Here is a 12078-nt window from a genome sequence, read left to right as displayed (position 1 = left end):
TACTCCTCAGGAAATCAGATTGATAAGATTGGCAAGTGTTGAACGCATTTCCTTACGGCTTATCACGAGATCAACAAAGCCGTGCTCCATCAGAAATTCAGAGGTCTGAAATCCGGGAGGAAGATCTTTACCGATTGTCTGCTTAATCACTCTCGGGCCGGCAAATCCAATCAGTGCTTTCGGCTCCGCTATATTAAAATCACCAAGCATCGCGTAACTAGCAGTAGTTCCGCCGGTGGTAGGATCGGTCATAATGGATATATAAGGAAGTCCGGCTTCATGGAGCTGGGTCAGTCGGGCGCTTGTTTTGGCAAGCTGCATAAGACTGAGTGCCCCTTCCATCATTCGCGCCCCACCGGAGGCAGAGATGATAATAAGCGGACATTTGTTTTTTATTGCTTTTTCAATCAGCCGGGCAAGTTTTTCTCCGACAACAGATCCCATACTGCCGCCGATGAATTTAAAATCCATAATGCCGATTGCAACTTCTTTGCCTTCAATCTCCCCAATACCGGTTCTGACAGCATCATAAAGACCTGTGGACTTTATAGTTGTATCAATCCTGTCAGTATATCTTTTAGAGTCCGTAAACTGCAATGGATCAGCGGATCTCATTTTCTTATTGATCTCTTTGAAACTGCCTTCATCAAGAAGTATTTTTATATACTCATTGCTTCCGATCCTGAAGTGATAATCACATTTCAGGCAGACCCAGTAGTTATTTTCAAGCTGTTTCTTATGAAGTATTTCTCCGCAGCCGGGGCATTTTTCCCACATACCTTCCGGGAGATCCTTTTTCTGTGTATCCCCTGATATATTGTCTGTTTTCCTTTTAAACCAAGCCATTATTTGTTATCTTTCCTGACTACTTCCGCATATATGGTCAGAATTTTCTGACTTTGATCGGGATCATTACTTGAAACGGTTATTACCCTGCTCATACGTCCCATACGGTTTGAAGTATCCAGTTCAACTTTTAATGTTCCTTTTTCACCCGGCTTTAGTTTTTTGCCGCTAACTACTGCTGCCGTACAGCCGCAGGAAGTCTTAACATCCTTTATTTCCAGGTCTTTTTTCCCTGAATTGGTATATTCAAAAGTGAAGTCCACAACTTTGCCTTCCTGAACAATACCAAAATCATGCTGATCTCTGGTGAACTGAATTTTCGGGCCGTCGGAGTTTTTAACGACTGTTTTTGATTCTTTAATCTTCCCGGTTATGGTCAGTTTTAGAACCGGTTTATCCTTATCGTTTGATGTAATCGTTATATATTTTAACTGAGGACCCACCCTGTCTTTTGTATTAAAATCTACTGCGAGCGGAATGGTCTCTCCCGGTAAAAGGAATTTTTTACTTAATTCCGCAACGGTACATCCGCAAGAAGTCAGAACGCCTGCTATTTTGAGGGTATCGTCACCGTCATTTGAAATCATATAATTATATTTAACGGCTGCTCCCTGTTCAACCTCTCCGAAATCATGAATATCTGCATTCGTTTTAATTTTCGGGCCTCTCAGCTGAGCAAACATCATGAGCGGCATTAATAAGACAAAAATGAATATTCTTTTCATTTATCCTTCCTTACAATCTGAAAATCTTTAACATATTCCGGTTCTAAAAAATCAATTTCTTCCTCAGCCTCTACATCTGATAACAGAGCCAGTTCAGCAATTTTCTGAGGAGACGGGTACTCCCGCCGTAAAAACCTTCGCTCTTCAAGTTCAAAGTTACATATAATTAACTCACCTTTCTGAGTTAAATCGGTAACCCGGCTGTTCTCAATTGTGAGCAAATCACCTGCAAATTTATAAAAATCCCCCTTTTTTTGAAACCTTCTAAAAAAAACCTCATTCCTGTTTACTTTCAGAGCAACGGTAAAAGTCTCTTCATTTTCTATAAAATCAAGAGATTCAAAGGCTATCGCTTCTATGGTATTAACTCTCTTAAGCGGAATTCCAGCTCCTAAGCAAAGTCCTTTTGCCACAGAAAACCCGATTCTCAGCCCGGTGAACGAGCCGGGGCCTCCGGATACTGCCACAAATGCAAGGTCAGAAGAAGTTATCAACTGGCTTTCCAGAGCATACTGAATCATTCCGGCAAGTTTTCTGGCATGGCTTCTTTCCTCAAGCCGGTGCATGGTAAAATACCTCTGGCTGTCGAAATAAACCGATACCCCGCAAAGTTTTGCGGAGGTCTCAATGGCAAGTACCGGCTTTTTAGTGTTCATACAGAGTCACCTTTCTTGTGGCATCACTCTCATTGGAAAACTGAAGGATGAAGTCCGGTTCCGGAAGAGAGTCCTTATACAATTCAGCCCATTCGATTATCAAAATATCCTCGCTCTCAAGGTACTCATGAAAACCAATTTCAAACAGTTCAGAAGCTGATTTCAGGCGATAAAAATCTGCATGAGCGAACCGTAAACCGCCTCCCTTATATTCATTAATCAGAGTAAATGATGGAGACGCAGTTTCATTAATACCAAATCCGGCAACCAGATTTCTCACAAAAGTGGTTTTCCCGGAACCAAGCGGACCGTTTAGAAAAATGAGTGCGCCCGGCCTGAGTTTCTGTCTGAACTCATCCGCAAACTTTCTGAGTAACTCAAATGAATGAATCTCAATTTCTCTTGCTGAGTACATTACTTTGCATCCATTGAAATTACCGGGAGAAGCATCTCTTCCATGGAAATACCGCCGTGCTGAAATGTATCTTTATAATAACTCAGATAACGGTGGTAATCAGTAGGATAAACAAAATAATAATCTTCTTTGGCGATGATATAATTAATCGTAACCCCTCTCCGCGGCAGTTTATACTCGGCCGGGTCTTTGATGAAGATGGAATTTTTTTCATCAACTTTCAGATTTCTGCCGTATTTAAAGCGGAGATTAGTAGAAGTCTCTTTATCACCGAGAACCTTGGCTCCGCGCTGCACTCTGATACTTCCATGATCAGTAGTAATCACAATCTTAGCTCCTTTAATTCTGGAAATAGCCTTAAATGTGGCAAAAAGTGATGAATGTATAAACCAGGATTCAGTCAAAGATCTGTACGCCGGTTCATCCGGAGCAATTTCCTTTAGCAGTTCGGAATCTGAACGGCCGTGGACCATCATGTCAAGGAAATTAACCACGATTGCGGTAAAGTGACTGTTCTTGTACGAAAGTATGTTCTGCTCAAAATTCCTGCCTACTTCAGGATCAATAATCTTTATATATTTAAGATCACTGCGGAGTTTGATTCGCTTTCTGTCAAGTAATAACTGCAGAAAATCCTTTTCAAATTTATTCATGCTCTTTTCATCCTCATCACTCCCCTTCCAGAGATCAGGATAATATTTCTCTATTTCTGAAGGAAAAAGCCCCGCAAAAAGGGAGTTTCGCGCATACGAGGTAGCGGTGGGCAGAATAGAATAATAATAATCCTTCTTTATATCAAAGTACTGGCTAAGATGTTTTTCCATGATAAGCCACTGATCAAGGCGGAGACAGTCAATTACAAAGAGAAATACCGGTGCCTGGCTTTCTTTAACATGTTTCAGCACGTATTCAGGTATAATATCCGGTGTAAGTAACGGACGATCAGAAACTGAAAGTGTGTTCACCCACTTCGTGAAATTCTTTTCAATGAACCTGGAAAACTCTTTATTACATTCTTTCTTCTGTTCGGCAAGTGACTGATGCAGCCCGATTTCGGAAAATTTATCCAGTTCAATTTCCCAGTTCGTGAGTTTGGTATATATATCAATCCAGTCCTCATGATTAAGCCGTTCAGTAAGGAGCATATTGATCTGATTAAAATCCTGAAGATAGTCCTTCTGAACGTATTCACTTTCAATTTTCTTGGAATCAAGGATTTTTTTACAGACGAGGAATACCTGGCTCGGGTTAACCGGCTTTGTCAGATAATCGGCAATTTTAGATCCGATTGCCTCATTCATAATGCCCTCCTCCTCATTTTTGGTGACCATAACCACCGGTATATCAGGGAAGTCCTCTTTTACCCTGCTCAGCACTTCTAATCCCCCCATGCCCGGCATCATTTCATCAAGAAACATTAAATCCGGTTTCGAACTTTTAATCGAGGCGATCGCATCAATTCCGTTGGTAACGGTTGATACATTAAAACCCTTTTCGGTGAGCAGGATGATATGAGATCTGAGGAGTTCAATCTCGTCGTCAACCCATAAAATATTCTTTTTCATCTGATATTCTTTATTTATTTTGTGTTAGACAGCCGTTCTGCCTTAAAGTTAAGGTCAAATTTCAGTAGCAGTTTTATCAGCGCAGACCTTTAATAAGTCCGGTCATTTCTTCAACTGCCTGCTTAACACCAACATACATACTGCGGGCAATAACCGCATGTCCAATACTTACCTCATCAATATCCTTCAGCTCCCGGAAAATTCTGATATTATTATAGTCTAAACCATGCCCGGCATTAACGCCAAGACCAAGTTTTTTTGCATGCTTAGCCCCGACCCGTATTTTATCCAGTTCGTCAAACTGCTCCTCTTCCTTTTTTGCGTTCGCAAAGTTTCCGGTATGAATCTCGATAAAATCCGCCTCGAGCTCAGCGCTAGCGTCTATCTGATTAATATCCGGTTCAATAAAAAGCGATACTGGTATTTCATATTTGTGAAGCTCTTTTATAGCATCACTCAGCAGCTGGATATTATCAACCACAGAAATACCCCCTTCTGTTGTTAACTCCAGCCGTTTTTCCGGGACGATGGTTGCAAGCTGCGGTTTAATTTCACAGGCAATCCGGATAATTTCCTCCGTAGCTGCCATTTCCAGATCAAGTTTTGTTTTGATTGTTCTTTTCAAAATAGCCAGATCCCGTTCATTGATATGCCGGCGGTCTTCCCGAAGGTGTACTACAATTCCGTCAACACCTGCCAGTTCGGCCATCAGCGCGTAGGTAACCGGGTCCGGCTCACGCTCATTTCTGGCATTTCGTAAGGTGGCTACATGATCAACATTTATACAAAATCTCATTTCAAACCTTTAAATAACTCAAGAATCAAATTTACAAAAGATGCAGGGGTTAATCCATAATCCCCCGTTTTATACCTTAAAACCGCCAAAATATCTATCGCGAACATGATGGCAAAATGAATAATTACCCCATAGATAAAAGAACCGGTCCTGAGTGCTATTGCTCCCAGAGCAATTCCCCCCGCAATGGCAGAAAACGTCTCAAGAGCAGGTTTGCCATTGTGCAGAATCAGAAATGGAATCATCTGAATCAGAACAGCGTAATACCCGAATTTGGGATAGAGCCCAAAAAGCATAAATCCCCGCCAGATAAACTCCCAGGATATCATATAAAGGAGCATGCCTGTTTCATACCACAAAAACAACTCCCAGGAATCCCTTGCCGGGAGAAGATGCGGATAGACCAAAAGAAACTCAGGCCTTGAAGAGGCATACCAGACCAGCGGAAGCATTATCAGGAGAGAAACTCCGGTATATCCTAATCCGCTTTTGATATCACCTGTCGTAATTCCAAAGTCTTTAGCTTTTTCCTGGAAAAGAAACCTGATGATAAGGACAGGAACTACGAAATTTGTAAAAAAGTCACCGATGAACCAGTATAAATACTCAAGAAGTGATAGTAAATCAGCCTCTGAGTGTATAAAATGCTCCCGAAGGTTTCTTATGAAGAAACTGCGGGAAGTATAGTACCAGGATACCGTCTGTAAAACGGCGACAGCGAGAAAAACAATAACGGGTTTTCTGTCCAATCCTCCAGCAGCTGAGAAAAACCGTCTGATATCTTTTACAATTTCAGAATAAAACAAGTATCACAACTCCGATAAACATGATAAAGGCGCCGGCAAACCGCTTTCTTAAATGAGGTTCATCAAGAAAAAAATGTCCGAGAAAAACTGAAATCAAACCGGCAGTTCTTTTTAACGCGATGACATATGCAACCAGGGCCAGTGATAGTGCATGCATATGGAAAAAAAATCCCAAAGCCGTAAGAATACCTACCATAAAAAGATTGTATCTCTCTTTATTGATTTCTGAAAATTGTAATTTCCGCTTAATAAGAAGGATTAAGGTTGTACCAGTTACAACAAATAAATTGATAAAAAACACATACTGCCAGACTGAGGAAGACTGAATACCTCTCTTATCAAAATTAGCTGAGATGCTCCATATTACAGCCACAATAAGCATATATCGCGTACCCTTATTGTTATAAAGTGACCGGAAAGGAGCAAGGAAATTCTTTTTGTAATCCTTCAGATTCAGGATATACGATCCGGCAGTAATCAGGAGAATTCCGGTCAGCCCTGCAGCATCAGGTATTTCATTTACAAGAAATGGTGAGCTGAGCAGTAAAAAAAGTGGAGTAAAACTCAGCATCGGTACTACTTCCGAGATATCTCCCTTTGAAATAGCCCTGTGATAGAGCGTCGCTGTGGCGATATTGCTCAGACCGGAAATGATAATAGCAGTTACAAAATCACGGTTAAAATTTATCTCAATAAAGAAAATTACGGGTGAAAAAACAATAGCAGGAATAAGATTGTTGAACCAGGTAACAAGCAGAGGATCAATAGTTCTGGATGCACGCTTGCTGAATACATTCCTTGAGGCATCCACAACCGGATTCAGTAGAGCATAAACTAACCACACGGCCGCTTGCCTAATGCAGATTATCTAATAAAAGAAAATCGTTAAACCGGCGCTTTACATCTTTTGCCGGATTTTTGCCTTCGTACTTGCAAACTTTTTTAACGGGACATATCATACATGAAGGATTCGTCGGAATGCAGAATTCCCGCCCGAGCCGGATCAGATTTGTGTGAAACCTGTGAGCAATACCCTCAGGCAGTATATCATATAAATACCAGAATGTTTTCTCAGGATTAGATGATTCTGCAATCCCGATTCTGTTCAGTGTTCTGTTAACATGTGTATCAACAGGACAGACATTACGCTTGAGAGAAAAAAGGAGTACACATGAAGCAGTCTTAACACCAACACCGTCAAAAGAAGTCAGCAATTCAATTGCCTCTCTCTGATCCATCTCCTTTACAAACTCCATGGAGTATTCTCCCCTTTTGTCAGCAAATTCAAGAATGCTCTTTATCGCTTTTGCTTTCTGTTGAGCAAGCCCTGCAATCTTAATCTCTTTTTCAAGTTTTTTTAAAGGCAGTTCTTTTACCTCGCGCCAGGTCTGATATTTTTCTTTAAGATTAATGAATGCTTTATAAGAATTCTTATCATTGGTATTCTGGGAGAGAACCGTACCGATAAGCACATCAAGGGCCGGCTGAGGTTTTTTATTTTGTTCTGGAATTCCATAAAAATCAATCAGAAGAGAATCCGTTTTAAGGATTCTCTTCTGAATTTGGGAAACAGATGTATTTTTTTTAGGAGGGATATTATTCATTCAGCAATAACATCACAGCCACAATTCTTTGTCAGAACTGGAGACTGAGATCTAAATACTGCACATTTTTCAGACGTCCGTAATCAGCGAAACCGTAATTCAGCTCAAGTGAAAGCTGATCACTTACCGGATATCTGACACCTCCGCCAAAGGTGAGTTCCTGTTCGGAATCCCTGAGGAAAATTGATTTGTAACCTCCTCTGACGAAAAACATGTTATCATATCCAACTTCAAGACCGGAATTAAGATATTCAGTATTATCGTTTGGATGGGTTGCATCCAGCGCGGCAGTAACCTTGAAATATCTGTCACGGTATACAACCATAGCCAGTCCGAGTCTGAAAGTCAGCGGCAGATCAAATGTACCCATATCTGTCTTTGAGAGAACATTACCCGGTCCGGTTGAAGGATCACCATCCGGATCGTAATTAAACAGAATATCACGTCCGTCAAGCTGCATCTTTGTGCCAAAATTTGAAATACTGGCGCCAATGATCATATCATTAAACGGAGTAACATAATAAGTACCTATATCCACCGCAACACCGGATGATTTGGTATTCCAGATTGATTCATGAATATACTTAAAGTGGAATCCGATTGAGAACTTGTCAGTAAGTTTGCGGGCATATCCTATGCCAAGTGACATCATGGAAGCATCCCAGTAACGGCCGTCTCCTTCCGGATAAGCCACAGTTCTTACCTGCTCCTCAGGAACTCCAAGTGATGTTAAGGTGAAGAACATGGAACCAAGGTCACCAAGATGCAGTGCAGCCGCGGCATAATCATAACTGATATCAGCAAGCCAGTCTGCATGATTAAAGGTAACTCCGCCGCTTCCCGGCATATTAACAATACCGGCAGGATTCCAGTAAGCAGAATATATATCATCACTTACTCCTGCATAAGCGCCTCCCATGGAAAGCGCTCTTGCACCGGCACCTATCTTAAGAAAGTTAGCGGCTGTGGTTCCTACTTTAGCCGTACTTCTGAGCAGTTGTGCTTCTGCAGCAGAACTTAAAAGCGCGAGTAATACTAAAACATTTACAATATACTTTTTCATATCTGATTTTCTCCTGTCTTACCCGGTTACTTTATTAAAGCCAGACGGCCGATTTTTTCACCAACACCAGGTGCATCCACATGATAAATATAAATACCATAAGCGGTTCTCTGACCTTCGTAGGAGAGAAGATCCCATACAGCATAATTTGTCATGTCATCTTTTTCAATGGTCTGAACAAGCTCACCTGAGATTGTGTATATTCTGACCGTTGCGCGCTGCGGCAGATTACGGAACTCGATTTTTCTGTCACCTCTTGCAGTCGGTGAGTTGCCGGGTTCTTCCAGTGTTGAGAAACCAACATACGGATTTGGTACTACAATAACATTCTCAAGACCGGTCTTGGCTGCACTGCTGTTGAAAGAGGCTTTCTTTGTCTCAAGAATATATCTGTCTCCCGCTACAAACGGTTTATTATTAAATACCGTAAAGATATCACCTGCCTTAGGGAATATCTTCGGAGAAATCGAATCTGCTGGTTCACGTATAATGATTTCGTAACTCGTACGAAGACCAGTTTCGCCCTGCGGCTGAAGAATTATCGTCTCTCCCCAGTTCCAGCGGCCGCGGTTTTTATCATTCGCATCACGAATGATATAGGTCGCAGGAAGGTTATCAGTAACATTCCAGATGGTGAACGGAGCAAGCACCCGGAGAGCGCCTGTAGCTGAACGTGCAGAATCACCAACATTAACCCACTTATAAGTTGTGTCTGAACCTGTAACGGTCATAACCGTATCAAGGTTATTCCAGCGGATTTCCCAGTCAGCTCTGTACTTGCTGCGCAGTGTAGGGTTACCAACGGTAACCGGCAGATGCGTTACACTGGCTCTCAGGTTAATGTCACTGTTTGAGAATTTGGTTTTTGAAAGATTAAGATTTAATGAGTCATTTTTTACATATACTCTCACGCCGTTAAAGGTATGGTTGCCATCCTCACCTTTAATATTCTTGCTCCTGTAAACAGGATAATAACGGTATGTAGCGGTGAATGTCTGGTTAAACGGAAGATCACCAAACGCCGCACTGCGGATCTTTCCTTCTTCAGGATTGAGTATATATTTAGATGAAGCGATGGTATTACCCGCAGCATCTTTCAGGATGAAACTTTCCGCCTGAATACGGGTATTTGAAAGATTAACAAAAATCGTATCTTTTGACCTGAACGATTCAGAGGTCCCCGTTGAATCGAGCAGTGTATACGTTACTGCATCATCAAATTGGAGATAAAACAACTTATCCTGAACCTGAAGATCTTCTAAAACTTTTGCAGACACCTGACCTGTAGATACAGTGCCGCTTAATGGTGTTAGAAGTCCGCCGATACCTACTTCCGCTCCGATGATACCTGCTGAAAGTCCGTTAGGTGTAACTTCAACCGTATTTACATCGAACTTGAACTTACCGGTTATCGGATCACGGTCAATTACCGCCTGGGTTTCAGTCGGAGGTATAGTAAACAGGATTGAACCGCCGTCATAGGCAACAACCGCATAGAAATAGCGGACACCATTCTGTACAGTGGAATCAACATATTCGTGCACAAGTCCTGTATTATCACCGAGATAATACTTAACTCCGCGTCCTGCATATTCAACAGGATGGAAGCCGCTCAGTGAGTCCTTTAGGTCAAACTGAGCATTCTTGCCGGTATTGGAATTAAACAACGGCTGTCCTAAGAAAGGAACACCATTACCATCGGTGATGGTTAGTACATCCGAGAATGTATAATCCCGGCTTCTGTATATTTTATATCCCTGGAAATCGAACGCTCTGAGGAACGGATCAAATGAGTTCTCAGACTCAGTATTCCAGTAAAGAGTAACTTTTTTGTCGCCTGCAACAGCTTTAACGACAGGTTTTTCTGGTGGTTTTGCGAAGCGATAGTCAGACTCAAGCACACGGGTTGAGGTTTCAGCATTGAGTACCAGATCATTCAGATTGTTTCCAAAAAGAATTGCCATCGAGAAACGCTGAGTTTCGCCGCGATGAAGACCAAGTGGGCCTGTACCGAAGTTGAAAATATTATCACCTGGTTCATTTAAGAGCTCCTGATTAGGATCAATGGTACCTTTCGAGAGCCACTCCCACATTTTAGCATCGTCTCTCGGAAATGTCGCACCATAGGCTTCTGCCGTAAATGAGGAAAGACCGATCTGATCTGACTCAGTGATATCACGGACACCAAAGTTTGGCTCTGACCCAGCCCAGAAATAACCCGGAAGCTGATTATCTGACAATGGCTCCCCGACATCATATACACCATTCTGATTTACATCAGAATAAAATGCCTGCGAAGGCACACCATCGCCTTCACCATAATCGGGGCCGGGATAGTTTGGAGAGTCCGGACCAATACCGTCTATACCAATATCATCCTTAGTGATATCCCAGTCGCCGTCCTCGTCACCTGCCCATCTTTGTCTCGGTGCACCATAGATTGCAGTATATTTTGCAACATCCGTAATACCTGTATTAAGGGGGATAGTAACACCATCAATAAATACACCCTTCGAATTAAATGGCGTATCATCTATAATTCCATCATCATCATTATCAATACCATCAGCTGATGATGTAGGTGATTCAAGGAATTTCCATCCAAAATAACCGGCTGGGAGTCCGCCGTCACCTTTCATATCATCATCCCAGGCATAGACCATGTTTCTTGCACGCTGTACATAAGGATCAGCTAATGGACCAGATGCTGGAATGAAATATGCACGGTCATCTGCATAATCAGCAGGACCGCCTACATGCGGGTCACCCTGCATACCAAAGAATATTTTATCTATATCTTTTTCTGATGCATTGGTTACCTGATAAACCAGGAAGAATATATCTTTAGCAAGAGGATTATTGAACTGAAGATTTCTTACTTCCATATCAAGACCAATTCCCCTTTTCGAAGAATCGGAAGGGAATGGATAGTAATTAAACTCCTGATTGGTATAATCATCTACAACGAAATAGACTTCTTCATCCGGTGCGGTTGCCTGATCTCCAAGGAAAGCCGGCCATATATAACGCCCTGCCCCGGGAGAATACCATCTTTCAGGCCATGAATCCGGTTTGCCGTCTCCGTCAGTATCAGGAGCGTTAAGTCTTGCGATCTCGTTTGAGTTAGGATCAGCATAGCCCGACTTTGGAAGCCATCCCCACTTAAGGGTTCCGTCTGGTGAATAGTCCCCCTGTGAAGCAAGCACAAAGGAGTCACTGGTTATGCGAAGTGTATCAAACCCTCCGCTGCCATTGGGTCTGAGGAGTTCAGCTGCAGCAAGAGGACCAAATTCAAATCCGTATCCAAGATTTTTCCAGACCAGGTCTGCCCTGTTTCCAAGATAATTCGGCTTTGTTATGGAACCATAATTAAAGAGTACAGTGGTGATTGCGTTTCCGCGGACAATTACCTCACGGATTTCCCTCGGATCACCGGCGGTTTTATATATTTTGCCGGACTGGTAGTTTTCCCCGAATACACGAACCATGTCCTCATAGCTAAAACGCTTAACTTCTTTGTTTAAATTTAAATACTGATCCTGAGCGCTCAGAACCACTGAAAAGAGTATGAATGTAATGATTAATTTAATTTTCATATTCTC

Annotated in this window: 11 protein-coding genes; all 11 read right to left on the bottom strand. The window is 42.1% G+C overall.

Annotated features, from left to right (window positions below; genetic code table 11):
* Positions 1 to 6 precede the first annotated feature (6 nt).
* The 11 genes from HRU80_09685 to HRU80_09635 all read right to left on the bottom strand — a co-directional run bounded on the left by HRU80_09685 (position 7) and on the right by HRU80_09635 (position 12072).
* Positions 7 to 846, bottom strand: a complete 840-nt coding sequence (locus tag HRU80_09685) for an acetyl-CoA carboxylase carboxyltransferase subunit beta (protein QOJ29141.1) — start codon at positions 844 to 846, stop codon at positions 7 to 9.
* Positions 846 to 1571 carry a DUF1573 domain-containing protein gene (locus HRU80_09680; protein QOJ29140.1) on the bottom strand — a complete coding sequence of 242 codons (726 nt, stop codon included), beginning with the start codon at positions 1569 to 1571 and terminating at the stop codon, positions 846 to 848. The genes HRU80_09685 and HRU80_09680 overlap by 1 nt, the downstream gene beginning before the upstream one ends.
* A complete protein-coding gene (gene tsaB / locus HRU80_09675; GenBank protein ID QOJ29139.1) occupies positions 1568 to 2227 on the bottom strand; it encodes a tRNA (adenosine(37)-N6)-threonylcarbamoyltransferase complex dimerization subunit type 1 TsaB in 660 nt (219 codons plus the stop codon). The genes HRU80_09680 and tsaB overlap by 4 nt, the downstream gene beginning before the upstream one ends.
* On the bottom strand, positions 2217 to 2642 hold the full coding sequence (gene tsaE, locus HRU80_09670; GenBank protein ID QOJ29138.1) for a tRNA (adenosine(37)-N6)-threonylcarbamoyltransferase complex ATPase subunit type 1 TsaE: 426 nt from the start codon (positions 2640 to 2642) through the stop codon (positions 2217 to 2219). The genes tsaB and tsaE overlap by 11 nt, the downstream gene beginning before the upstream one ends.
* Positions 2642 to 4207 carry a response regulator gene (locus HRU80_09665; GenBank protein QOJ29137.1) on the bottom strand — a complete coding sequence of 522 codons (1566 nt, stop codon included), beginning with the start codon at positions 4205 to 4207 and terminating at the stop codon, positions 2642 to 2644. Before HRU80_09665 ends, tsaE begins: the two co-directional genes overlap by 1 nt.
* Before the next feature lie 76 nt (positions 4208 to 4283).
* Positions 4284 to 5003: a pyridoxine 5'-phosphate synthase gene (locus tag HRU80_09660; GenBank protein ID QOJ29136.1), complete on the bottom strand. Its 720-nt coding sequence runs from the start codon at positions 5001 to 5003 to the stop codon at positions 4284 to 4286.
* On the bottom strand, positions 5000 to 5752 hold the full coding sequence (locus tag HRU80_09655; GenBank protein QOJ29135.1) for a CPBP family intramembrane metalloprotease: 753 nt from the start codon (positions 5750 to 5752) through the stop codon (positions 5000 to 5002). The genes HRU80_09660 and HRU80_09655 overlap by 4 nt, the downstream gene beginning before the upstream one ends.
* Before the next feature lie 43 nt (positions 5753 to 5795).
* The gene (locus HRU80_09650; GenBank protein QOJ29134.1) at positions 5796 to 6653 is read right to left on the bottom strand and encodes an EamA family transporter; all 858 of its coding nucleotides are present in this window, start codon (positions 6651 to 6653) and stop codon (positions 5796 to 5798) included.
* A gap of 10 nt (positions 6654 to 6663) precedes the next feature.
* Positions 6664 to 7371, bottom strand: a complete 708-nt coding sequence (locus tag HRU80_09645) for an endonuclease III (protein QOJ30507.1) — start codon at positions 7369 to 7371, stop codon at positions 6664 to 6666.
* A gap of 73 nt (positions 7372 to 7444) precedes the next feature.
* Positions 7445 to 8476 (bottom strand): PorV/PorQ family protein, encoded by a 1032-nt coding sequence (locus tag HRU80_09640; GenBank protein QOJ29133.1) that lies wholly within the window; start codon positions 8474 to 8476, stop codon positions 7445 to 7447.
* A gap of 26 nt (positions 8477 to 8502) precedes the next feature.
* The gene (locus tag HRU80_09635; GenBank protein QOJ29132.1) at positions 8503 to 12072 is read right to left on the bottom strand and encodes a hypothetical protein; all 3570 of its coding nucleotides are present in this window, start codon (positions 12070 to 12072) and stop codon (positions 8503 to 8505) included.
* Between the last annotated feature and the right edge of the window lie 6 nt (positions 12073 to 12078).

Source organism: Ignavibacteriales bacterium (genome assembly GCA_015709675.1).
In the GTDB taxonomy this organism is placed as follows: domain Bacteria; phylum Bacteroidota; class Ignavibacteria; order Ignavibacteriales; family Ignavibacteriaceae; genus H2-BAC3.
The sequence above is the reverse complement of the archived record's forward strand: the minus strand, read 5'-3'. Positions and strand labels throughout refer to the sequence as shown.

Coding starts and splice junctions, on each gene's coding strand:
- HRU80_09685 (QOJ29141.1), bottom strand. CDS start 846: ATGGCTTGGTTTAAAAGGAAAACAGACAATATATCAGGGGATACACAG.
- HRU80_09680 (QOJ29140.1), bottom strand. CDS start 1,571: ATGAAAAGAATATTCATTTTTGTCTTATTAATGCCGCTCATGATGTTT.
- tsaB (QOJ29139.1), bottom strand. CDS start 2,227: ATGAACACTAAAAAGCCGGTACTTGCCATTGAGACCTCCGCAAAACTT.
- tsaE (QOJ29138.1), bottom strand. CDS start 2,642: ATGTACTCAGCAAGAGAAATTGAGATTCATTCATTTGAGTTACTCAGA.
- HRU80_09665 (QOJ29137.1), bottom strand. CDS start 4,207: ATGAAAAAGAATATTTTATGGGTTGACGACGAGATTGAACTCCTCAGA.
- HRU80_09660 (QOJ29136.1), bottom strand. CDS start 5,003: ATGAGATTTTGTATAAATGTTGATCATGTAGCCACCTTACGAAATGCC.
- HRU80_09640 (QOJ29133.1), bottom strand. CDS start 8,476: ATGAAAAAGTATATTGTAAATGTTTTAGTATTACTCGCGCTTTTAAGT.
- HRU80_09635 (QOJ29132.1), bottom strand. CDS start 12,072: ATGAAAATTAAATTAATCATTACATTCATACTCTTTTCAGTGGTTCTG.